At 72.3% G+C, this 21,142-nt stretch carries 22 protein-coding genes; 15 read left to right on the top strand and 7 right to left on the bottom strand.

The genetic code is table 11. The features are described from left to right. Window positions 1-35 precede the first annotated feature (35 nt). The 3 genes from ACSDR0_RS19495 (at window position 36) to ACSDR0_RS19485 (ending at window position 2,892) form a co-directional block, all read left to right on the top strand. Window positions 36-944 (top strand): carbamate kinase, encoded by a 909-nt coding sequence (locus ACSDR0_RS19495; RefSeq protein WP_435290260.1) that lies wholly within the window; start codon window positions 36-38, stop codon window positions 942-944. 27 nt (window positions 945-971) lie between these two features. Further along, the gene (locus ACSDR0_RS19490; RefSeq protein ID WP_435290259.1) at window positions 972-2,063 is read left to right on the top strand and encodes a ring-opening amidohydrolase; all 1,092 of its coding nucleotides are present in this window, start codon (window positions 972-974) and stop codon (window positions 2,061-2,063) included. Window positions 2,064-2,328: 265 nt separating this feature from the next. Further along, a complete protein-coding gene (locus tag ACSDR0_RS19485) occupies window positions 2,329-2,892 on the top strand; it encodes an SseB family protein (protein ID WP_435290258.1) in 564 nt (187 codons plus the stop codon). Here the strand turns inward: ACSDR0_RS19485 and ACSDR0_RS19480 are convergent. Then, window positions 2,813-3,832 carry a hypothetical protein gene (locus tag ACSDR0_RS19480; RefSeq protein ID WP_435290257.1) on the bottom strand — a complete coding sequence of 340 codons (1,020 nt, stop codon included), beginning with the start codon at window positions 3,830-3,832 and terminating at the stop codon, window positions 2,813-2,815. The two genes, ACSDR0_RS19485 and ACSDR0_RS19480, sit on opposite strands and share 80 nt — an antisense overlap. Beyond that, entirely contained in the window at window positions 3,811-4,803 is a 993-nt protein-coding gene (locus ACSDR0_RS19475; protein WP_435290256.1) for a hypothetical protein, read from the bottom strand. The genes ACSDR0_RS19480 and ACSDR0_RS19475 overlap by 22 nt, the downstream gene beginning before the upstream one ends. A gap of 154 nt (window positions 4,804-4,957) precedes the next feature. Between ACSDR0_RS19475 and ACSDR0_RS19470 the strand changes: the two genes are divergently transcribed. From ACSDR0_RS19470 to aroQ, 5 genes are all read left to right on the top strand, one after another. Further along, on the top strand, window positions 4,958-5,686 hold the full coding sequence (locus ACSDR0_RS19470) for a prepilin peptidase (protein ID WP_435290255.1): 729 nt from the start codon (window positions 4,958-4,960) through the stop codon (window positions 5,684-5,686). A gap of 262 nt (window positions 5,687-5,948) precedes the next feature. Next, a complete protein-coding gene (gene aroC, locus ACSDR0_RS19465) occupies window positions 5,949-7,127 on the top strand; it encodes a chorismate synthase (protein WP_435290254.1) in 1,179 nt (392 codons plus the stop codon). A gap of 64 nt (window positions 7,128-7,191) precedes the next feature. Next, window positions 7,192-7,695, top strand: a complete 504-nt coding sequence (locus ACSDR0_RS19460) for a shikimate kinase (RefSeq protein ID WP_435290253.1) — start codon at window positions 7,192-7,194, stop codon at window positions 7,693-7,695. Then, window positions 7,692-8,768: a 3-dehydroquinate synthase gene (gene aroB / locus ACSDR0_RS19455; protein ID WP_435290252.1), complete on the top strand. Its 1,077-nt coding sequence runs from the start codon at window positions 7,692-7,694 to the stop codon at window positions 8,766-8,768. The genes ACSDR0_RS19460 and aroB overlap by 4 nt, the downstream gene beginning before the upstream one ends. Window positions 8,769-8,975: 207 nt before the next feature. Next, window positions 8,976-9,410 carry a type II 3-dehydroquinate dehydratase gene (aroQ, locus tag ACSDR0_RS19450; RefSeq protein WP_435290251.1) on the top strand — a complete coding sequence of 145 codons (435 nt, stop codon included), beginning with the start codon at window positions 8,976-8,978 and terminating at the stop codon, window positions 9,408-9,410. A 147-nt stretch (window positions 9,411-9,557) separates the two neighbouring features. On the opposite strand, the gene ACSDR0_RS19445 is transcribed toward aroQ, so the two are convergent. Further along, the gene (locus ACSDR0_RS19445; RefSeq protein ID WP_435290250.1) at window positions 9,558-11,693 is read right to left on the bottom strand and encodes an ATP-dependent DNA helicase; all 2,136 of its coding nucleotides are present in this window, start codon (window positions 11,691-11,693) and stop codon (window positions 9,558-9,560) included. 265 nt (window positions 11,694-11,958) lie between these two features. On the opposite strand from ACSDR0_RS19445, the gene ACSDR0_RS19440 reads away from it, so the two are divergent. After that, window positions 11,959-13,383 (top strand): hypothetical protein, encoded by a 1,425-nt coding sequence (locus tag ACSDR0_RS19440; protein WP_435290249.1) that lies wholly within the window; start codon window positions 11,959-11,961, stop codon window positions 13,381-13,383. 178 nt (window positions 13,384-13,561) lie between these two features. Then, entirely contained in the window at window positions 13,562-15,145 is a 1,584-nt protein-coding gene (locus tag ACSDR0_RS19435) for a Na+/H+ antiporter (protein ID WP_435290248.1), read from the top strand. Here ACSDR0_RS19435 and ACSDR0_RS19430 read toward each other — a convergent pair. Further along, complete coding sequence (locus tag ACSDR0_RS19430; protein ID WP_435290247.1) at window positions 15,142-15,399, bottom strand: ubiquitin carboxyl-terminal hydrolase 14; 258 nt, start codon at window positions 15,397-15,399, stop codon at window positions 15,142-15,144. The genes ACSDR0_RS19435 and ACSDR0_RS19430 overlap by 4 nt on opposite strands. Window positions 15,400-15,552: 153 nt before the next feature. On the opposite strand from ACSDR0_RS19430, the gene ACSDR0_RS19425 reads away from it, so the two are divergent. From ACSDR0_RS19425 to ACSDR0_RS19410, 4 genes are all read left to right on the top strand, one after another. After that, on the top strand, window positions 15,553-15,954 hold the full coding sequence (locus ACSDR0_RS19425) for a hypothetical protein (RefSeq protein WP_435290246.1): 402 nt from the start codon (window positions 15,553-15,555) through the stop codon (window positions 15,952-15,954). A gap of 243 nt (window positions 15,955-16,197) precedes the next feature. Beyond that, window positions 16,198-16,539 (top strand): YidH family protein, encoded by a 342-nt coding sequence (locus tag ACSDR0_RS19420; RefSeq protein ID WP_435290245.1) that lies wholly within the window; start codon window positions 16,198-16,200, stop codon window positions 16,537-16,539. A gap of 7 nt (window positions 16,540-16,546) precedes the next feature. Beyond that, entirely contained in the window at window positions 16,547-16,879 is a 333-nt protein-coding gene (locus ACSDR0_RS19415; RefSeq protein ID WP_435290244.1) for a DUF202 domain-containing protein, read from the top strand. A gap of 23 nt (window positions 16,880-16,902) precedes the next feature. Next, window positions 16,903-17,622, top strand: coding sequence for a hypothetical protein (locus ACSDR0_RS19410; protein WP_435290243.1), 720 nt, complete (start codon window positions 16,903-16,905; stop codon window positions 17,620-17,622). An 86-nt stretch (window positions 17,623-17,708) separates the two neighbouring features. Here ACSDR0_RS19410 and ACSDR0_RS19405 read toward each other — a convergent pair whose 3' ends face one another. Further along, entirely contained in the window at window positions 17,709-18,830 is a 1,122-nt protein-coding gene (locus ACSDR0_RS19405; protein WP_435290242.1) for a ferritin-like domain-containing protein, read from the bottom strand. A gap of 93 nt (window positions 18,831-18,923) precedes the next feature. Here ACSDR0_RS19405 and ACSDR0_RS19400 point away from each other — a divergent pair, with 93 nt between their 5' ends. After that, window positions 18,924-19,556 (top strand): TetR/AcrR family transcriptional regulator C-terminal domain-containing protein, encoded by a 633-nt coding sequence (locus ACSDR0_RS19400; RefSeq protein WP_435290241.1) that lies wholly within the window; start codon window positions 18,924-18,926, stop codon window positions 19,554-19,556. A gap of 213 nt (window positions 19,557-19,769) precedes the next feature. Here the strand turns inward: ACSDR0_RS19400 and ACSDR0_RS19395 are convergent, their stop codons facing one another. Beyond that, window positions 19,770-20,264: a transglycosylase SLT domain-containing protein gene (locus ACSDR0_RS19395; protein WP_435290240.1), complete on the bottom strand. Its 495-nt coding sequence runs from the start codon at window positions 20,262-20,264 to the stop codon at window positions 19,770-19,772. A gap of 339 nt (window positions 20,265-20,603) precedes the next feature. After that, window positions 20,604-20,993, bottom strand: coding sequence for a transglycosylase SLT domain-containing protein (locus ACSDR0_RS19390; protein WP_435290239.1), 390 nt, complete (start codon window positions 20,991-20,993; stop codon window positions 20,604-20,606). Window positions 20,994-21,142 lie beyond the last annotated feature (149 nt).

Here is a 21,142-nt window from a genome sequence, read left to right as displayed (position 1 = left end):
TGAGGTGGAACGGGGAGGCCGTTAGCGTCGGCCTGGTGGGTGAACGAGTACTGATCGCGCTCGGCGGCAACGCGATGACCGGGCCCGACGGCGGCGCCTCGCCGGCCGACCAGCACCGCGCGGTCGAGCAGGCCATGCGCCACGTCGCCGCGCTCATCGAGGACGGCCACCAGGTGACCGTCACCCACGGCAACGGCCCCCAGGTCGGCAACCTGATCCTGAAGAACCAGCTCGCCGCCCACGTCGTACCCCCGGTGCCGCTCGACTGGTGCGGGGCGCAGACGCAGGCCACCATCGGCACCCTCATCCTCAACGCGCTCGACGGCCGCGCCGCGGTCGTGGTCACCCGTACGCTCGTCGACCCCGCCGACCCGGCCTTCCGGGACCCGGTCAAGCCGATCGGCCGCTACTTCAGCGAGGCGGAGGCACGCCGTTTCGAGGAGCTCGGCCAGACCTGGCGCCGCTTCGAGCGGGGCTGGCGCCGCGTGGTGGCCTCCCCCGAGCCGCTGGAGATCCTCGACGCGCCCGCGGTGGCCGCGCTGGCGGCCGCGGGATTCACCGTCGTGGCCGCGGGCGGCGGCGGCGTGCCCGTGACCCGCGACGCGGAGGGGCGGCTGGCCGGGGTCGAGGCCGTGATCGACAAGGACCTGGCCGCCGCGGTGCTCGCCCGGGCCGTGCGGGCCACGGTCCTGGTCATCGCGACCGACGTCCCCGGGGCCGTCGTCGGGTTCGGCACGCCCGAGGCCCGGCCCCTGGGCCACGTCACCGCGGCCGAGCTGCGCGTGCTGCACGCCGCCGGGCACTTCGCCGGGGGCAGCATGGGCCCGAAGGTCGAGGCCGCGCTGCGCTTCGTCGAGCAGGGCGGCGACCGATCGGTGATCACCTCCCTGGAGGACATGGGAGCGGCGCTCACCGGGGAGACCGGAACCGTGGTGCGAAAGTGAACACGACGCGATCGAAAGGTGGCAGGGATGCCCGAACCCATTGAAGTGCGCAAGGTGCCCATCGAGAGTGTGACCGACGCCTCCGGGCTGGCCCGGCTCATCGACGACGGGGTGATCGAGGCGCACCGGGTGCTCGCGGTGATCGGCAAGACCGAGGGCAACGGCGGGGTGAACGACTACACCCGCATCCTGGCCGACACGGCCTTTCGCGGGGTGCTCGCGGCCAAGGGGCACCCGTCGCCCGAGAGCGTGCCGCTGGTGTGGTCGGGCGGTACCGACGGCGTGCTCAGCCCGCACGCCACGATCTTCGCCACTACCGCGAACGCCGAGCCGGGCGACGAGCCGAGGGTGAGCGTCGGCATCGCGATGAGCGACGTGATCCTGCCCGAGGACATCGGCCGCCCCGCGATGGTGGAGAAGGTCGCCGCCGGGGTCCGCGAGGCCATGAAGCTCGCCGGGATCGACGACCCCGCCGACGTCCACTACGTCCAGACCAAGACCCCTCTGCTCACCCTGTCCACGATCAACGACGCCAAGTCGCGCGGCAAGGACGTGGTGATCGAGGACACCGGCCCGTCGATGGACATCTCCAACTCCACCACCGCCCTCGGCGTCGCCGTCGCCCTCGGTGAGATCGAGATGCCCGCCGCCGACCAGATCCACCGCGACCTGTCGCTCTACTCCTCCGTCGCGTCGTGCTCCTCGGGCGTCGAGCTGGACCGGGCCCAGATCGTGGTCGTCGGCAACGTACGGGGTATCGGCGGCCGGTACCGGATCGGCCACTCGGTCATGAAGGACGCGCTGGACGCCGACGGCATCTGGGAGGCCATCCGCTCCAGCGGCATCGAGCTGCCCGAGCGCCCCCACCCGTCCGACCTGGGCGACCGGCTCGTCAACGTCTTCATGAAGTGCGAGGCCGACCCGTCGGGCAGCGTGCGGGGCCGCCGCAACATCATGCTCGACGACTCCGACGTGCACTGGCACCGCCAGATCAAGGCCACCGTCGGCGGCGTGGCGGCCAGCGTCACCGGGGACCCGGCCGTGTTCGTCTCGGTCGCGGCGGTCCACCAGGGCCCGAGCGGCGGCGGCCCGGTGGCCGCCATCGCCGACCTCGGCTGACGGGCGGCACGGCCCCGGCGCGCCGCCCGCGGCGTGCCCCGGCCCTGGCGCCCAGGCTTCGGTGTCCCGGTCCGGGAGCCCGGGGCCGGTACGCCGCGCCGCCGGACGTGACGCCGGGCGTACGCGTCACGTCCGGCGGCGGCCCGCGCCAAGGCTCCCCGGCAGGGGCCAACGCTCCCCGGCAGGGGCCGGGGCCGCGCCGCGCCGCGCCACGCCGGGCGGGGCGGTCGTCCTCCGGTCCCGGCCGCGGGTAGGCTCCCGGTTCGTGCCGAGCATTCCGCAGCCCCTGGTCCCCGGCGACGACGGTGGCGCCGACGTCGCCGTGACATCCGCGCTCGCGGCCTTCGCCGCGGGGGAGGCGCAGGCCGGTGAGGTCGTCGCCGCGCTGAGCGGGGCCCGGCTGCTCGTGCCGGTGGTCGCCCTGCTCAAGGAGTCGGAGATCGGCGAGCACGGGCTGCGGCAGGAGAAGGAGAGCGAGATGGCTCTCCCGAAGCTCGTCGGCGCGGACGGCCGCGAGGCGGTGCTCGCCTTCACCGGGGTGGAGCCGCTGCGGCGCTGGCGCCCCGACGCCAGGCCCATCCAGGCCACGCTCCTGCAGGTCTGCCAGGCCGCGGTCAACGAGGGCACCGCCGCCGCGGTGGTCGACGTCGCGGGCCCGGTGCCCTTCGTGATCGAGGGCGGCCTCCTGCGGGCGCTCGCCGCGGTCGAGTCCGGCACCCTCGACCGGCTGGGATCCGAGACCCCCGACGTCACCGTGGCGCGGATGGAAGAGATCGCCGAGCCCCCCAGGCGTCGGCGGTTCGGTTGGCCGCCGCGTGGACGAGGTTGACCGTCAGGATCGCCGGGGCGATCACGGCGACGAACCCGCCGAAGTCGCGCTCGAAGACCAGGGCGAGGATCACCGCCGTCACCCCGTTCTGCTGGGCCAGCCCCAGGTGCACCCGGTCGATCATCGGCAGGCCGTGGGTGAGCACCAGCGCGGCGACCATCTGCGCGGCGTAAGCGGCCAGCCCGAGCAGCACGCCCATGCCCATGTTCGTCCCCCCGACGAGCAGCAGGCCCATCAGGAACGCCGACAGCGCGAACGCCGTGCTCACCGCCCGGCCCAGCCAGCGTGAGTCGGGCAGGCGCAGATAGAGCCCGGCGGTCGCCAGGCCGAGCATGAGGGAGGTCCACGCGGCCGACACGACCGCCCCGGCCGCCGTCACGTAGGTCAGCGCCGGCGGGGCGTTCCTGATCAGCCGCCACAGCAGGTAGACCGCGCCCGCGAACAGCACGTTCAACCCCAGGTCGGCGAAGTACGAGGCCGACAGCCCGCCGCCTCCCGAACCGCTCACCAGTGCCGCCGCGTAGACGGCCAGGATGATCGTCACCGGGTCGTCGAAGGAGGACCACGCCCCGAGGATCGTCTTCGCCTGGTTCGAGAGCCGGCCGTCCCGCATCACCCCGGCGACCGACAGCGGGTCGATCTGGGCCACCACCACCGCCATGATCAGCGCCCGGGGGTCGCCGGAGACGAGATAGACGACCCCGGCGATGAACGCCGCCTTGAGCAGCACCCCGACGGTGACCGCGAGCACGATCAGCCGGGAGTGCTCCCTGGCCTCGGCACGGTCGATCCCGTGCGTGCTTCCGTACAGGCCGATCGCCAGCAGCAGGCTGCTGAACAGCACGTACGCGCCCGAGTGTTCCAGATTGCGCAGACCGCCCAGGTCGGCGGCCAGCCAGCCGAGGCCGACAACGACGATCAAGAGCCCGATTCGGGCCACCGTTCACTCCTTGGAATGGATCGCAGGTGTCCCTGGGGTTTGGGGACGCGTTCCCGCTGGTTGATCGGGGGCAGGGTGAAGTGCCCGCGGATCGTGTCCACGAGCTTGGCCATCTTGTCGTCGGAGACGTCGACCTTGCGCTGGTCCAGGGTCACCCCGATGAGATAGCGGGTCTCGTCGATCCAGTAGAAGAACATGGCCCCGCGCTCCACGTCGAGGACCGTGCGGATGAGGACGCCGCCCTCCAGCCTGCGCAGCTGCCGGTTGAGCCGCTGGGTGAGCCAGTTGAGCTGGTTGCCCGCCCGGAGATAGATCTTCCTGCGTTCCTCCTGGTCGGTCTCGTGGAAGAAGTGGGCCAGGTCGGCGTCCTCCAGCACGTCGGTGTAGAAGCGGCACTTCTGGTCGCCGAAGTAGGCCACGAAGTGCAGGTCGTCCTGGTCGACCATGGCCACGCAGCTGGCCAGCGCCTTCTCCACCGAGGGGCCGATGTTCGGCATGGTGCGGATCAGGATCTCCGACTCGCCGATCACCCTGCGCTTGGTGGCGGTGGGCAGCGGGCCCATCCCGGCCTCCAGGTACGGAAGGTAGAGGCCCCGTTGATACTGGACGAGCAGGTAGACGCCGGTGGCCACGGCGAACGCGCTCACCCCCGCGGTGACCAGCCCGTGCAGCTCGCCGGGCACCCCGCCCCGCCAGAGCACGGGGCCGAACGCCGCGACGAACCCCAGCACCGCCTCGCCCGCCGCGGTGACCGTCAGCGCGACCACCAGCAGCACCGGCAGCCGCGCCCTGATCCGGCCGAGCACGGTGGCGATAAGGGCGAGCGTCACGATCACCACGATCACGGTGACCGCGCGGGCCACGTCGTACTCCTCGCCCTCGATGTACCACGCGAGGAGTTCGAGCAGCACCGGCAGGAGAACGAGTGACGCGATGACCGCGGGCAGCTTGCTGAAGCGATCCGTGTCCACGCGGTCCGGCCCTCCGGGGGTAGGGATGCCTCCAGCCTCCGTGATCATCACCGTTCCCGTCAATGACCTTCGAGGTCACTTCGGCCCCCGGCGGGAGCGGGGAGAGTGCCCCGATCCCCGGCGCGGGAGGGGGGCGCGGATTATGGTCGGCTCCATGAGCCCCTCGGTGCCCCTTCTGCTCCTCCCCGCGCTGGCGGCCCTGGCGGGTCTGGCGATCGGGTTCGGGGCGCGGCGCGTGGTGGCCCGCCACTCGGGGGCCGGGGGTGAGCGGCACGGCCCCCGGCCCGCGGCCGGGGCGGTGGAGGCGGTCACCGCCGCGGTGCTGGCCGCTCTCGCGCTGCGGGCGCTGTGGCCGGACGCGGCGGCGGAAACGGCCGCGTGGCCGGGAGTGCAGCCGGGGGCGGAGGTCACGACGGTCGGGCGGGCGGGGGAGCTGCTCGCCTTCGGCTGGCTGGCGGTGGTCGCCGTCACCCTGTCCTTCGTCGACGCCGCCGTCCACCGGCTGCCCGACGGGCTCACCCTGGCCGCCTACCTGGGGACCGCCGCCCCGCTGGCCGTGTCCGCCCTCGCCGGCGACCGCCTCGGAGACCTGCTCGGCGCCGGGCTGGGCGGCCTCGCCCTGGCGGGCTTCTACCTGGTGCTGTTCCTGGTCAACCCGGCGGGCATGGGGCTGGGCGACGTCAAGTTCGCGGCGAGCCTGGGCACCGCCCTCGGCTGGCTGGGCTGGGACACCCTCGTCGCCGGGGCCTTCCTCGGCCTCCTGGCCGGGGGGCTCTACGGGGCCGCCCTGATGGCCGTGCGCCGCGCGGGCCGCAAGAGCGAGATCCCCTTCGGCCCCTTCATGGCCGTCGGCGCCCTGGCCGCCGTCCTCACCGCCCTCTGACCCTGATCGCGCCCGCCCTCCGCCCGCCTCCTGGAGTGCCCGCCCTTCGGCCGCCCGCCTCCTGGAGCGTCCGTCCTCTTGGCCGCCTCCCTTTGGAACCATCTGTCCCTTGGAGCACCCGTCCCCTGATCGCCCACCTCCCGGGCCGCCCGCCCCCGCCCCCGTTCCCCCGCTCCGGCCTCCGGCGTGACGATCATCGGCGGACGTCTCATCCAGTGAACGAAGGCCATTCCAGTGGGCGACACGTGGAAGACTTGTCAGCATGTTGCGCTGGTTGACCGCCGGAGAGTCCCACGGCCCCGAGCTCGTCGCGATCCTGGAAGGCCTGCCCGCCGGGGTGGAGGTGACCACGGCACAGCTGGACGAGGCGCTGCGCCGTCGCCGCCTCGGCTACGGGCGCGGGGCGCGGATGAAGTTCGAGCAGGACGTCGTGACCATCGCGGGCGGGGTCCGCCACGGCCGGACGCTCGGCAGCCCCGTCGCCATCCGCGTGGGCAACACCGAGTGGCCCAAGTGGGAGACGGTCATGGCCGCCGACCCCGTCGACCCGGCCGTGCTGGAGGGCCAGGCGCGCAACGCGCCGCGTTCCCGCCCCCGTCCCGGCCACGCCGACCTCGCCGGGATGCAGAAGTACGGCTTCGACGACGCCCGCCCGGTGCTCGACAGGGCCAGCGCCCGCGAGACCGCCGCCCGCGTCGCGCTCGGCCAGGTGGCGCGGAGCTTCCTCAAGCAGGCCCTCGGCGTCGACATCGTCAGCCACGTCGTCTCGATCGGCGGGGCCGCCGCCACCCGGGGCATCGTCCCCGGCCCCGCCGACCTGGAGGCGGTCGACGCCGACCCGGTGCGCTGCGCCGACCCCGACGGCAGCGCGGCCATGGTCGCCGAGATCGACAAGGCGCACAAGGACGGCGACACCCTCGGCGGGGTCGTCGAGGTGATCGCCTACGGCCTGCCGCCGGGCCTGGGCAGCTACACCCACTGGGACCGCCGCCTCGACGCCCGCCTCGCGGCCGGCCTGATGGGCATCCAGGCGATCAAGGGCGTCGGCGTCGGCGACGGGTTCGAGACGGCCCGCCGCCCCGGCTCCCTGGCCCACGACGAGATCGAGAACACCGCCGACGGCGTACGCCGGATGACCAACCGGGCCGGCGGCGTCGAGGGCGGCATGACCAACGGCGAGCCGCTGCGCGTCAGCGCGGCGATGAAGCCGATCTCCACCGTCCCCCGGGCGCTGGCCACCATCGACGTGCTGACCGGTGAGGCCGCCAAGGCCCACCACGAGCGCTCCGACGTGTGCGCGGTCCCGGCGGCGGCGATCGTCGCCGAGGCGATGGTCGCGCTGATCCTGGCCGACTCCGCGATCGAGAAGTTCGGCGGCGACTCCGTCGAGGAGGTCGCCCGCAACCTGTCCGGTTACCTCTCCTCGTTGGTGATCAAGTGAGCGGGCGTCCGGGCGAGGGCGCTCCCGGTTCCCCGGTGAGCGGGCCGACGTCGAAGGAGATCACATGAGTCCCCGAGCAGTGCTGATCGGTCCTCCGGGATCGGGCAAGTCGACCGTCGGGCAACTCCTGGCCGAACGGCTCGGGGTCGCCTTCCGCGACACCGACGCCGACGTGGAGCGCACGGCGGGCAAGCCGGTGAGCGACGTCTTCATCGAGGACGGCGAGGAGACCTTCCGCGAGCTGGAGGCCGAGGCCGTACGGCGGGCGCTGGCCGAGCACGACGGCGTCCTCTCCCTCGGCGGCGGCGCGATCCTCGCCGAGGCCACGCGCGAGCTGCTGGCCGGGCAGCCGGTGGTCTACCTGGAGGTCGGCCTCTCCAACGCCGTCCAGCGGGTGGGCCTGGCCTCGGCGCGACCGCTGCTCGTGCTGAACCCGCGCAGCCAGCTGAAGAAGCTGCTGGACGCCCGCCGCCCCGTCTACGAGGGGCTGGCCACGATCGTCGTGGCGACCGACGAGCGCGAGCCCGGCCAGATCGTCGACGAGATCGTGGGGGGCCTGAAGCCGTGACGCTCTCCAGGATCGAGGTGCCCGGGGAGAGCCCGTACGACGTGGTGATCGGCACCGGAGTGCTCGGCGAGCTGCCCGGCCTGCTCGGCGCGGGGGTCGGCACCGTCGCGGTGATCTACCCGGAGAGCCTGCCGGAGATCGCCCGCCCCGTCTGCGGCGCGATCGAGGCGGCCGGGTACGAGGTCGTCGCGCTGCCGGTGCCCGACGCCGAGCGTGCCAAGACGGTCGAGGTGGCCGCGGAGCTGTGGTCCGCCTTCGGCCGCGCGGGCATCACCCGCTCCGACGCCGTGGTCGGCGTCGGCGGGGGGGCCACCACCGACCTGGCGGGGTTCGCCGCCGCCACCTGGCTGCGCGGCGTCAAGGTCGTGCAGGTGCCGACCACCCTGCTCGGCATGGTCGACGCGGCGGTGGGCGGCAAGACCGGCATCAACACCCCCGAGGGCAAGAACCTGGTCGGCTCCTTCCACCCGCCCGCCGGGGTGCTGTGCGACCTGGCGACGCTGGTCTCGGTGCCCCGCGACGACTACGTGGGCGGCCTGGCGGAGATCATCAAGGGCGGTTTCATCGCCGACCCGCGGATCCTCACGCTCATCGAGGACGACCCGGAGGGCGCCAGGCTCCCCGAGGGCCGGCACACCCGCGAACTGATCGAGCGGAAGATCCAGATCAAGGCCGACGTCGTCGGAGCCGACCTGCGCGAGGGCGGCCTGCGGGAGATCCTCAACTACGGCCACACGCTGGCCCACGCCATCGAGCGCGTCGAGGAATACCGGATGCGCCACGGCGAGGCCGTCGCGATCGGCATGGTCTACGCGGCCGAGCTGTCCCGCCTGGACGGCAGGATCGGCGCCGACGTCGTGGAGCGGACCAGGTCCATCCTGACCTCGGTCGGGCTGCCCACCGCCTACCGCCGCGAGGCCTGGCCCGAGCTGCGCGACCACATGCGCCTCGACAAGAAGAGCCGCGGCGCCAAGCTGCGCTTCGTCCTCCTGGACGACCTGGCGAAGGTGTCCCCGCTGGTCGACCCGCCGGAGGAGCTCCTTGAGGCCGCCTACCACGAGGTCGCCCGGTGAGCCTCACGCCTCCCGCGCTCCCGGCGCGCGGTGGTCCGTACGCCCCGGCGACGGCGAGCGCGTCCGGCGGCACGGGTGTGCCCGCGAGCCCGGGTCCCTGTCCGGGGCCTCGGCGAGGCGTGGAGGGGCGGCGCCGGACGGCGCGCCGGGTGAGTGACGTCGGCCGCGTGGCAGGCGCGCGGCCATCAAGGAGCGGTGAGTGACCCGATGAGAACCGTCTACGTGCTCAACGGCCCCAACCTGGGGCGGCTCGGCACCCGCGAGCCGGACGTCTACGGCGCGGAGACCTTCGCCGACCTGGCCGCGCTCTGCCGGGACACCGGCAGGCGGCTCGGCCTGTCGGTCGACGTCCGGCAGACCGACGACGAGGCGGAGATGCTGGGCTGGCTGCACGAGGCGGCCGACGGCCGAGTCCCCGTGGTGCTGAACCCGGCGGCGTTCACCCACTACTCCTACGCGCTGCGCGACGCTATCGCCCAGCGCACCGCGCCCCTGGTCGAGGTGCACATCAGCAACCCGGCCGCTCGCGAGGAGTTCCGGCACACCTCGGTGGTCGCCGCGGTGGCGACCGGCACCATCGCGGGCTTCGGCCTGAGGTCGTACGTGCTGGCCCTGCAGGCCATCGCCGAGACCACCTCCTGACTCCCGTCCCCGAAACCTGAGCCCACGTCCCGGGAAGCGAGCCCGCGTTCCCGGGACGTCCCAGGACCCGCGTCGGCCCCCGGCCCCCGGATCTGATCCGCGTGAGCTTTCACCCGCGGGCCCGCGCGGGGCACCCGGCCGGTGGCCTCAGGAGTCGTTGAGGCGCTTGAGGGCGCTGCGGACCTTGGCCGGGTCGTTGGTGGGCCAGAAGGGCGGCAGGGAGTCGCGCAGGAACCCGGCGTAGCGGGCCGTCGCCAGCCGGGGGTCGAGCACCGCGACCACGCCCTTGTCGTGCTGGCTGCGCAGCAGGCGGCCCGCGCCCTGGGCGAGGAGCAGCGCGGCGTGGGTGGCGGCGACCGACATGAACCCGTTGCCGCCCTTGGCCGCGACGTGGCGCTGGCGGGCGGAGCTGAGCGGGTCGTCCGGGCGGGGGAAGGGAATGCGGTCGATGATGACCAGGCGCAGCGAGGGACCGGGGACGTCGACCCCCTGCCAGAGTGACAGCGTGCCGAACAGGCAGGTCGGCTCGTCCTCCGCGAACTGCTTGACCAGCAGCATCGTGGAGTCGTCACCCTGGCAGAGCAGCGGCACGCTCAGCCGGTCGCGCAGGGCCTCGGTGGCCGCCTTGGCGGCGCGCATCGAGGAGAACAGGCCGAGGGTGCGGCCCCCCGCGGCCTCGATCAGCTCGATGATCTCCTCAAGGTAGGCCTCGGGCAGGCCGTCGCGGCCCGGCTGGGGCAGGTGCTTGGCGACGTAGAGGATGCCGCTGCGCGGGTGGTCGAAAGGGGAGCCGACGTCGATGCCGGTCCAACCGGCCCGGCCCTTGCCGCCCTTGCCGCGTTTCTTCCCCTCCGTGCTCTCGCCGCCCCCGCCGCCCCCGCCGCCCCCGCCGCCCCCGCCGCCCTCTCCGCTCTCCTTCGTCTCGTCTCCCGCCGCGTCCTTCGCGCCGCCCCCGCCCAGGCCCCACTGGCGGGCCAGGCCGTCGAAGGCGCCGCCCAAGGCGAGCGTGGCCGAGGTGAGGATGACCGTACGGTCGCCGAAGAGCTTGTCGCGGAGCATGCCCGCCACCGTCAGCGGCGCCACCCGCAGCAGGGGCGGACGCCGGTCGGTGCCCGCCTCCAGCCAGACCACCTCGGCCCGGTCGATCTCCTCGGCGTGGCCGAAGGCGTCGAGCATGCGCTGCGCGGTGTCGTGGACCTCGTCCAGCGAGGTGAAGGCCGCCCTGCGCAGCCCCGCGCCCTCCGGGTCGTCCTTGTCGCCGTTGCGCGGGCCGAGGGCGGTGATGCACGCCCACGCCGCGTCGCGGACCAGGGCGAGCGTCATCCCGAGCACCTGGGGGAGCTCGTCGAGGCGCCCGGCGGGGGCGGCGCCCAGCAGCGCCTTGAGGTCCTCTCCGGCCTCCATGAGCCGGTCGGCGAGGTGCTGCTCGATGAGCTTGCCGACCCGCCGCGCGGCCACCGTGACCATGGTCTCCGACAGCTCGCCGGTGACCACGGAGGTGACGCGGTCGACCAGCTCGTGCGCCTCGTCGACCACGACCACCTCGTGCTCGGGCAGGAGCGGGAAGTCCTCCATCGCGTCGATCGCGAGCAGCGCGTGGTTGGTCACGACCACGTCGGACTCACCGGCGCGGGCGCGGGCCAGCTCGGCGAAGCACTCCATGCCGCTCGGGCAGCGCGCGGCCCCCAGGCACTCCCTGGCGCTGACCGAGAACTGGCGCCAGGCCTGCTCGTTGACGCCGGGGACGAGCTCGTCGCGGTCGCCGGTCTCGGTCTCGCCGGCCCACTCCTGGATGCGCTGGACCATCCGGCCCGTCGCGTTGACCTCCCGGGGGTCGAAGAGCTGCTCCTGCTCCTCGTCGGGCCAACCCGCGCTCGCCTTGTAGCGGCACAGGTAGTTGCGGCGGCCCTTGAGGATCGCGAACGACGGCTCGTGCGGCAGCTGCGGGGCGAGGGCCTTGGCGAGGCGGGGCAGGTCGCGGTCGACGAGCTGCCGCTGGAGCGCGATGGTGGCGGTGGAGACGACCACGGCGCCCTTGGAGGTCATCGCGTGCCTGATCGAGGGGATCAGGTAGGCCAGCGACTTGCCGGTGCCCGTGCCCGCCTGGACGGCGAGGTGGTCGCCCGACTCGATGGCGTGCTGCACCGCCCTCACCATCGTGATCTGCCCGGGGCGCTCGACCCCGCCCACCGCCTCGACGGCGGTGTTCAGCAGATCCTCAACCGGGGGAATATCCACCTTTGAGGAGACGTCTTCGGATGGGGCGATGGAGTCGGTCGGCACGACAGCCAACCGTACCCGCTCGTCCCGACAATCGCGGCTGCTCCGGCGAGTCGCCGCGTGGACGCATACCCGTATTCCGGAACCCGAGGTTCACGTCACGTGGCAAACTGGCTGGATCACCCGGCTCACCAATCCTCGTAAGGTCAAGGGAAGGTCTACCGTTCCGGTGCCGCTGGGGCGGAAGATGGGGACGGAAAAACCGGTTCGGTAGAGTTTCCCGAGGTCGAGTGGACGAATAAAGGCTGGTTAAAGCACTATGTCCTCCATGTCGGAAGTTGTCCCGTTGCCGTCGTTCGGCGAGGTGTTCTTTGACGAGCGTGGCCAGGAGCGGGTGCTCCGGGTCACCTGGCACGAAGGCACGCTGGTGCTGAGCCTGTGGCGCGGCGAGATGTGCACCGCGAGTTTCCGCATGCCCATGAACGACGTGGGGCGCCTGGTCGACACGCTTGACGAGGGCTTCGTCGAGGCCGGTGGGCAGTACCCCGACGAGGTGGGCGAGCCCGTTCACGCCGACCAGCCGCCGCAGGACGAGCCGCAGGCCTACGGCGAGTATCCCGGCACCGGCCAGTACGCCCGGCCCCGCCCCGAGGACTACGCCCAGCCGCAGCAGTATCCCGACCCGGCCGGCCACGTCCCCTCGCCGCTGGACGAACCCCGCCAGGCCGCCGCCCTCGGCCCGAACGACGTGCTCGTCGCGCGAGGCGTGGTGCCGCCCCCCGTGGACCGCTCCGACCGATCCGACCGGCCCCAGGACCGCGTTCCCCCCGGTTACGGCCCCCCGGACACGCCCCCCGGGTACGGCCCCCCCGACGCCGTGCCGCGCGAGAACATGATCGTGAACGACGCCCTGTCCTACGGGCACTCGCAGCCCGTCGAGCCGCTCGGCGCGGGCCCCGTCCCCGGTGAGGCCGCCTACCAGCTGCCCGGCGGCTACCCGCCCGCGCAGCAGCCCGCCCAGTACGGCGTCCAGCGGCCGGACCCGTACGCCGCGCCCGTCCAGCAGCCCGACCCCTACGCGGCCCCGCCCGTCCAGCAGCGGCCCGACCCCTACGCCGGGCCGGCCGACCGGTTCGGCGCCCAGGGGCCCGACCCGTACGGAGTGCCGCCCCAGCCCCGGCCCGTCGACCCGTTCGCGCCCCCGGAGGCCCGCCAGAAGCAGCCGGCCGCCCCGTTCACGCCGCGCCCCGACCAGTTCTTCGGCCAGTTCGCCGAGCCCGCCCAGCGGCCGGAGCCCGACTCCTACGGGCAGGGACAGCAGAACTCGACCGACCCCTTCGGGTTCGCCGCCCAGCAGTCCGCCGCCTACGAGGCCTCGCAGGCCGACCAGTACGGCGGCTACCCGGCCCCCTCGCAGCCCGATCCCTACACGTTCGGCGCCCAGCAGCCGCACCAGGCCGGTCACCCCGCCGACCTGCGCGACCTGTACGGCTCGCCGCCCGCGTACGCGCAGCAGGACGTCGACCCGTCCGACCCGCTGGGCCTGCGCGGCCAGGCCGTGTCCGACCCGAGGCTGTCCCGCCCCTACGTCCCGGAACCGCCGCACTCCACCGGCGAGAGGCTCCGCCCCGAGCAGCGCTACGACGAGCAGCGCTACGACGAGCGGTACGACGAGCGCCAGTACGACGACAGGCGCCGCGAGGGCCGTCGCCGCGACGACAGGGGCGACCGGGACGAGCAGCGCGACTGGTGATCTCCCCGCGGGACGCGGCTGCGCCGCGTCCCGTTCGCGAGCTCCACGTCCGAGGGGATACCGTGTGGCGTCCGCCGGGTATGTGCTCCGGCGCCGGGTGGCGGTTTCAGCCGTTCCGGGCGGTTCGCGAGGCGTGCCGGGGCGCGTGAGCTGATCGATCCCTATCGGGCGGGGTGGCGTGGACGAGTCGACGGTGCTGCAGATGCTGGCCGTGTCGGTCGTCGCGATCGGGGTGGCCGCGGTGGCCAGGCGCAGGGGATGGTCGGCGCCGCTGCTGCTGGTGCTCGCCGGCGTGGCGCTGTCACCGTTCGTTCCCGGGTACGAGCTCGACCCCCAGCTGGTCCTGCTGGTCTTCCTGCCCCCGCTGCTCTACTCGGCGGCGATCGAGAGCTCCTACCTGAGGCTCAAGGACTTCCGCAGGCCGGTCGCGTTGCTCTCGGTCGGCCTGGTGCTGTTCACCACGCTGGTCGTCGGGTGGGTCACCCACCTGCTCCTGCCCCAGCTGCCGCTGGCCGCCGCGTTCGCGCTGGGCGCGATCGTGGCCCCGCCCGACGCGGTCGCCGCCGTCGCCGTGGCCCGCAGGCTCGGGCTGCCCCGCAAGGTGGTCACCATCCTGGTGGGGGAGAGCCTGTTCAACGACGCCACCGCGCTCACCGCCTACCGGGTGGCCATCGCCGCCGCGGTCGGGCAGGGCATCACCTGGCAGGACGCCGCCCTCGACTTCGTCCGTTCCGCGGCGGGCGGCGTGGTGATGGGCCTCGCGCTCGCCTGGGTCCTGGCCTGGGTGCTGGTCCGGCTGCGCGACGCGCTCGTCGAGAACACCGTCATGCTGCTCACCCCGTTCGCCGTCTACCTGGCGGCCGAGAGCGTGCACGTCTCCGGCGTGATCGTCGTGGTGATCGTCGGCCTCTACATCGGCCACCGCATGCCCAGGGCGGGCTTCGGCACCCGGCTGCTGTCCGACGCGGTCTGGCGGATCCTCGACTTCTTCCTGGAGACGATCGTCTTCGCGCTGATCGGCCTGCAGATGTGGCCGATCATGAGAGGGCTGGAGTGGGGCGACGGGTGGAAACTCGCCGGGATGGCGCTGGCCGTCTTCGCCGCCGCGGTGGTCGCCAGGGTGGTCTGGGTCGTGCCTAGCATCTACCTGCCCCGGATGCTGTCCAAGAAGATCCGCAGGACCGAGACCCACGCGCCGACCTGGCAGAACGTGACCATCGTGAGCTGGGCGGGCATGCGCGGCGTGGTCTCCCTGGCCGCGGCCTTCGCCATCCCCGAGGACTTCCCCGGCCGTGACCTGCTCCTCTTCCTCACCTTCTCGGTGGTGATCGGCACCCTCCTGGTCCAGGGCCTGACGTTCCCGGCGCTGATCCGCAGGCTGAAGGTCTCCAACGAGCGGGAGACCTACACCGACAACCTGGCGGAGGCGGCCGCCCAGCAGGCGGCCGCCACGGCGGCGCTGGCCCGGCTGGACGAGCTGGTGGCGGAGGGCGTCGACGAGGTCCACCGGGAGGTCGTCGACCAGCTCAGATCCCGCGCCGAGCGCCGTACCCTCACCGCCTGGGAGCGGCTGGGCGGCGGCACGGGACCCGAGGGGGAGGAGACGCCCAGCACCGTCTACCGGCGGCTCCGTCAGGAGATGCTGGTGGTCGAGCGCGACGTGTTCGTGCGCCTCCGCGACGAGCGGCGCATCGACGACGAGGTGCTCCGCCGGGTCCTCCACGAGATCGACTTCGAAGAGGCCACCCTGGAGCGCGACTAGCCGATGACGCTGTCCACGTAGCACCAGCGCCAGTCCTCGCCCGGTTCGAACGAGACGATGACCGGGTCGTTGGTCTGCAGGAAGTGGGCGGTGGCGTGCTTGTTGGGCGACGAGTCGCAGCAGCCGATGTGCCCGCAGGACAGGCACTTGCGCAGGTGGACCCAGCGGCTGCCCGTCGCCAGGCACTCCTCGCAGCCCTCGGGCGTGCGCGGAGCCGGGTCCTGGGCCTCCAGGATGTGCTCACAGGTCGTCATGGTCTCCCCCTTGTGTGACTACTGATGAATCGTACGGCCAGCGGGACGTTCCGATTTCGCCGCCTCTCCGCGTCGCGGTCCGCGAGCGAACAGGCGGGTAACGAGCCGGTACGGCGGCGCCTGCCGTGGCGACTCGTTGGGTAGGGTCGGGGCATGCGACCCCTTCAGCGACGAATTCCCGTCCTCGCCGCCTCTGCACTGGCCGCCGCCCTCATCACCACCGGCTGCTCCGAGATCCAAGAGGTGAGCCAGGGCATCGACAAGGCCCAGCAGTGCGTGCAGGCCGCGGGCATCGTCACCGAGACCGCCGCCAAGGTCTCCGGGCTGCTCAACGACCCCGCCGCGATGGAGAAGGCGCTGAACGAGGGCGGCGCCAAGCTGGGCGACCTGGCCGACAAGGCGGCCAACACCTCGTTGAAGGAGGCCGCCGAGGGCGTTTCCGGCACCCTGGAGGGCTTCAACGTGACCGACGCCAACGGCGCCGTCGACGCCGCCCAGAAGGTGGCCACCGACTCGGTGCAGTGGGTCCAGCAGCTGACCAACGCCTGCGGATAGCCTCCACGCGCCTCGGTGAGGCGCGGGTGATCTCCACCGCTCCGGCGAGGCGCGGTCGCCGCACCGGTGCCTCGCCCCGGTGACGGGTGAGCCGTCGGTGACGGGTGAGTCCCGGTGGCGGTGAGCTCGCGCCGCCAGGGCGGGCCGGGCCGGAGGTGCTCGCGGGCACCTCCGGAAATCCCGGGTTCTCTAGGGGAAATGTGGTTGAAATACCGTCGTTCCTATGAAGACCCAGGAAAGTTCATGAACTATCCGGACAAGGAGCCGGATCCCCGGTTCACCCTTGCCAACGAACGCACGTATCTGACCTGGTTGAGTACGTCGCTCGCGCTGAGCGCGGGCGGCGTGGCCATGGCAGCCGTCTCCGCCGACGTCTTCGTCCCGTGGATGCGCACCCTGCTCGCGGTGGTCCTGGTGTCGCTGTCCGCCCTGGCCGCCGCGATGGCCTACCCCCGCTGGCGCCGCGTCCAGCGTGCCCTGCGCAGCTCCACCCCGCTCCCGCCCCCCGCCCTGGCGCCCCTGTTCGGGTACGGCGTGGCGACGGTCGCCGTGCTCGCCCTGATCCTCATCCTGCTGTCCCGGTGAGCTCCCGGTGAGCAGCCTCTGGGACGCGGGCCTGCAGAGCGAGCGGACCCGCCTCGCCTGGGTCCGTACCACCGCCATGCTGGCCGTCACCGGCCTGGGCGGCGCGGGCGTCGCCCTGCGCGCCGGCGCGCCCGCCCTGACCGTCATCCCCTTCGTCCCGGCCGTGTTCTGCGCCGTACTTCTGCTGACCCACACGGGCATCCGCTACCGGCGCACCCAGGAGGCCCTGCACGGGAGCCGTCCCCTCGATGACCGGGCCGACGCCCTCATCGCCTGGCTCGGTACCCTCGCCGCCGTGGCCGGGGCCTTCGCCTTCGTTCTGGGAAGGTTCGGAGAGTAAAAAATGCGGCAAGATATCGCAGCATGTCACGCTTCGATGATCTGCCAGGCTACGCGGCGTCGATCGCTTCGCTGATCGACGCGGTCAATCTCGGCGTTCACATCGCGAGCAGGCCCCTCACCCGGGAGCTCACCGAGCGGTCGGGTCTCCAGACGGACCTGCTGGTCGATCTCCGATTCGTGCTTCCCGCCAGGCCGCTCACCGCCGAGGGGCTGGCCGCCCTCTACCGCTACAACCCCTTCAGCCGGTCGGAGATCGACGTACAGGTCGCCCAGGGCACCCTCGTCGACGACGGCGCGCTGCACGCGACCGCGACCGCGCTGTCCTTCATCGCCTCCCTGTACGAGGTGCACGCGGCGGTGACCGGCGAGCTGTGGGCCGCCCAGGCCGACCGGCTGCCCGAGCTGGCCGATCTCGCCGGGAGGCTCCTGGAGTCCGGTGCGGCCGGGGGCGGCGCGGCCTTCGCCCAGGCCTCGCCGCCCCACGAGCCGGTGGGGACCCCGCCGGGCGTGCTGCTGTTCAACCGGCTGGCCGTGCTGCGCTACCACCGCGCCGACGCGCACGCCGACGCCTGGAGGGGGGAGGGCCTCACCGTGGCCCAGATCCTCGCCCTGCCCCCGGGGCCCGCCCGCGACCGGATCGAGGTGGAGACGAACCGCCGCGCCGCGCGGCCGTACGAGGCCCTGAGCACCCGCGACCGGCAGGCTCTCCTGCTCGGACTGAGCGCCCTCGACCTGCCCTGAGACCTGAGGCGGGTGGGCGGCCCGCCCGGGGGACGTGTCACGACCGGATCAGGGCCCGGACAAGGCACAGGGCCGGGCCGGGCGGGTCAGGAGGGTGAGTCCTCGCCGAGGGAGACGGTCTCGGCGACCTCGGCGTGGCGCTCGGCCTCCTCGGCGGCGAACCGCTCGGCGTCGAGCTTCTCGGCGATGTCCTCGTCCTGGCGCATCAGCTTGTCCAGGCTCTGGCCGGCCATGTCCAGCACGCCCATGTCGGCGTAGGCCTGCTGCAGGCGGGGGCTCCACAGCCCGATGTCCTTGACGCAGGGCACGATGCGGCTGAAAAGCAGAGAGCGGAAAATCCTGAGATATTCGGACTTGTCGACGCACTCCATCGCCTCGATGACCTCGGTCTTGCTCAGCCCCAGGTTCTCCCACGTCTCCCGGCCGCGCAGCCGGTCGCGCATCAGGTAGCAGCCCTCGATGACGAAGTCCTCGCGCTCGCGCAGCTCGGACTCGCTGAGCTGCGCGTAGTAGTCGCGCAGCGCCATCCGGCCGAAGGCGACGTGGCGGGCCTCGTCCTGCATCACGTAGGCGAGGATCTGCTTGGGCAGCGGCTTGGTGGTGATGTCGCGCATCACGCCGAAGGCGGCCAGGGCGAGGCCCTCGATGAGCACCTGCATGCCGAGGTAGGGCATGTCCCAGCGGGAGTCGCTCAGGGTGTTGTCGAGCAGCGACTTCAGGTACGGGTTGATGGGGTAGGCCAGGCCCACCTTCTCCTGGAGGAACCGCGCGTAGGTCTCGGCGTGTCGCGCCTCGTCCATGGTCTGGGTGGCGGCGTAGAACTTGGAGTCGAGGTCGGGGACCGACTCCACGATCCTGGCCGAGCAGATCATCGCGCCCTGCTCGCCGTGCAGGAACTGGGAGAACTGCCAGGAGGCGTTGTGCAGGCGCACGTCCTTGCGCTGTTTTTGGTCCATCCGCTCCCAGAGCGGGGTGCCGAAGATCGCGATGGTCTCGTCGGGGACGCCGAGCACGTTGTAGGGGTCGACCTCCAGGTCCCAGTCGATGCGCTTGACCGAGTCCCACTGCTTGTCCTTGCCCTTCTGGTACAGGGCGAGCATGCGGTCCCTGCCGTCGTCGTACTCCCACGTGAAGCGGGCGGCCCCGGCCGCCTCGACGTCCCACGTGGAGAGCTCGGCGGGAATGGTGTAAAGATCGTGCGTCGACATGCGGCCTCCAGAGACGTACACCGTACGTACCTATCGAGGTTGTCACGTACGCTGTACGTACGTCAATGGAACCGATGAGGGGACGACGGCCACATGCCTGTCCAGCCACTGTCCCGGCCGCGCATCGTGGCCTCGGCCATCGAACTCATCGAGCGGGAGGGCGCCGACGCGGTGTCGATGCGCGCGATCGCCGCCAATCTGGGTGTGGGCGTGATGTCGCTCTACAATCACGTGCCGAACAAGGAGGCCCTGCTCGACGGGGTGGCCGAGACCGTCCTGTCGCAGATCGAGTTCACCGACGACCCGGATGCCGAGTGGACCGAGCGGGTGCGCATGCAGGCGCTCGCCTTCCGGCAGATCGCGAGCCACTACCCGCGCTGCACGATGGTGGTGGTCAGCCGCCAGCTCCGCTCCACCGCAGGGCTGCTCCCCGTGGAGCGGGCGCTGGCCACGCTGCGCGAGGCGGGCTTCGGCGGGGACGAGGCGGTGCGCGCCCTGCGCGTGTTCATCGCCTACATCGTGGGCTCGCTGCTGAGGGAGGTGGGGGTGACCCCGACGTTCGCGCCGGTCCACCGTTCGGACGTCAGGGTCGACCAGGTCGACCCCCTGCTGTTCCCGCAGGTCGGCGAGCTGGCTCCGATACTCAACGAGTGCGACCACGAGGCCGAGTTCGCCTTCGGCCTGGAGATGCTCATCCAGGCGATGGCGGTGCGGCTCAACCGGTGACGCGGCCGTACGACCCGCGTGGCCGTACGACCCGCGTGGCCGTGCGGCGTGAGCGGTTGCGCGACCCGGGCGGTGGTGCGCCTCGAGCGGTCGTGCGGGGAAGCGCCGGGCCCACGTGGTGACGCGGCCGTGCGGCGTGGGAGATGACGCCCGGGACCTGGGGCCCCGGGCGTCGGGAGAGTGCTCCCTTCCCCTGGACACTCTCCGGGTGGGTCAGTACCAGTTGCTCGACCGGAAATGACCCCACGCGCCGCACGGCGACCCGTAGCGGCTCTTGATGTACCTCAGACCCCAGTGGATCTGCGTGGCCGGGTTGTGCCGCCAGTCCCTGCCGCTGCCGCCCATCTTCGAGCCTGGCAGCGCCTGCGGGATGCCGTACGCACCCGATGAGTGGTTGTACGCGCGGTGGTTCCAGTTGCTCTCCCTGGTCCAGAGACTGTCCAGGCAGCGGAACTGGCTGTGCGGCCACGCTCGGCGGGACACGAGACGATAGGCGATCGTCTTGTTCCTGCCCTTGGCGGTCCTCGCGACCGCTTTCACCCTTGGCTTCACCTGGGTGGCCCAGGTGAGGCGGTGCACCGTCCTCGCCGTCCCTTTCCTGGACGTCTCGGAGGTGCTCTCGGCCTGTCCCGTCGCCGACGGGCCGACCATCGTCGAGGCGGCCAGAACGGTCGCGACGGTGTTGCGCAGAACGCGGTAGCTGTTCACGTGGATCCTTGTCCTCAGGCCGCGTGCGGAAGGCGTGGGAGGGCACGTGGTGTCCTCCCGCGCCCGACGGCCCCGCGCCCATGGCGTGGGCGGGGAACGTCCGCGCGGTCTCTCCGGCCTGTTTCCGGCATGAGACGCCGCGGCGATCTCTATAGGCGGCTTTCTAGTACGCGAAAGGGCGCCGAACGGCGGATGGGACACGCGAAGGGAAGGAGTTTGCCCGATCTTCGTGATTTACGGGTGATTCGGAGAAGGGCCGATTACGACCGGCGAATCACCCATGCGGGGAGACGGTGTGAAAATCACCCTGCCATGGGGTTTCAGATCACCGTTCCCTGATCAGTACCAGCCCCGCGTCCTGAAGTGCGTCCACGCCCCGCACGGCGAGCCGTAGCGCTGCTTGATGTAGCCGAGTCCCCACCTGATCTGCGTCCTGGGGTTGGTGCGCCAGTCGCGCCCGGCGCTGGCCATCTTGCCGCCGGGCAGTGCCTGCGGGATGCCGTACGCGCCCGACGAGCGATTGCGCGCGCGGTGGTTCCAGTTGCTCTCCCTGGTCCAGAGCCTGATGAGGCAGTCGAACTGGCTCCTGTTCCAGCCGTGCGCGGACACCATCGGCCTGGCGACGGCCTGGTTGCCCGGTCTTGCCGAGGACGCCTGGGCGACCGTGGGGGTGCCGAGGGCGAGCACCGAGGTGATCACCAGCACGCCGGTACGGCGTAGCGTCGACATGGGACTCCCTTGTGCGTTGGAGACGGGGGACGGCCGACACGATGCCCCGCGAATCGGCGGCGGGCCAGTCGACAGCGCCTGTCAGGAGTCCTGTCAGAGCCGGGTAAGAGAATGATCAGAGCATTGGTGAGGGGGGCGTCGTCTTGCCT

It is taken from the genome of Streptosporangium sp. G11, from assembly GCF_051192615.1.
Taxonomy (GTDB): Bacteria; Actinomycetota; Actinomycetes; order Streptosporangiales; family Streptosporangiaceae; genus Streptosporangium.
Note: the sequence above shows the minus strand (reverse complement) of the source record. Positions and strands in the feature narration are given on the sequence as shown.

Coding starts and splice junctions, on each gene's coding strand:
- ACSDR0_RS19490 (WP_435290259.1), top strand. CDS start 972: ATGCCCGAACCCATTGAAGTGCGCAAGGTGCCCATCGAGAGTGTGACC.
- ACSDR0_RS19470 (WP_435290255.1), top strand. CDS start 4,958: ATGAGCCCCTCGGTGCCCCTTCTGCTCCTCCCCGCGCTGGCGGCCCTG.
- aroC (WP_435290254.1), top strand. CDS start 5,949: ATGTTGCGCTGGTTGACCGCCGGAGAGTCCCACGGCCCCGAGCTCGTC.
- ACSDR0_RS19460 (WP_435290253.1), top strand. CDS start 7,192: ATGAGTCCCCGAGCAGTGCTGATCGGTCCTCCGGGATCGGGCAAGTCG.
- aroQ (WP_435290251.1), top strand. CDS start 8,976: ATGAGAACCGTCTACGTGCTCAACGGCCCCAACCTGGGGCGGCTCGGC.
- ACSDR0_RS19440 (WP_435290249.1), top strand. CDS start 11,959: ATGTCGGAAGTTGTCCCGTTGCCGTCGTTCGGCGAGGTGTTCTTTGAC.
- ACSDR0_RS19430 (WP_435290247.1), bottom strand. CDS start 15,399: ATGACGACCTGTGAGCACATCCTGGAGGCCCAGGACCCGGCTCCGCGC.
- ACSDR0_RS19425 (WP_435290246.1), top strand. CDS start 15,553: ATGCGACCCCTTCAGCGACGAATTCCCGTCCTCGCCGCCTCTGCACTG.
- ACSDR0_RS19420 (WP_435290245.1), top strand. CDS start 16,198: ATGAACTATCCGGACAAGGAGCCGGATCCCCGGTTCACCCTTGCCAAC.
- ACSDR0_RS19410 (WP_435290243.1), top strand. CDS start 16,903: ATGTCACGCTTCGATGATCTGCCAGGCTACGCGGCGTCGATCGCTTCG.
- ACSDR0_RS19405 (WP_435290242.1), bottom strand. CDS start 18,830: ATGTCGACGCACGATCTTTACACCATTCCCGCCGAGCTCTCCACGTGG.
- ACSDR0_RS19400 (WP_435290241.1), top strand. CDS start 18,924: ATGCCTGTCCAGCCACTGTCCCGGCCGCGCATCGTGGCCTCGGCCATC.
- ACSDR0_RS19390 (WP_435290239.1), bottom strand. CDS start 20,993: ATGTCGACGCTACGCCGTACCGGCGTGCTGGTGATCACCTCGGTGCTC.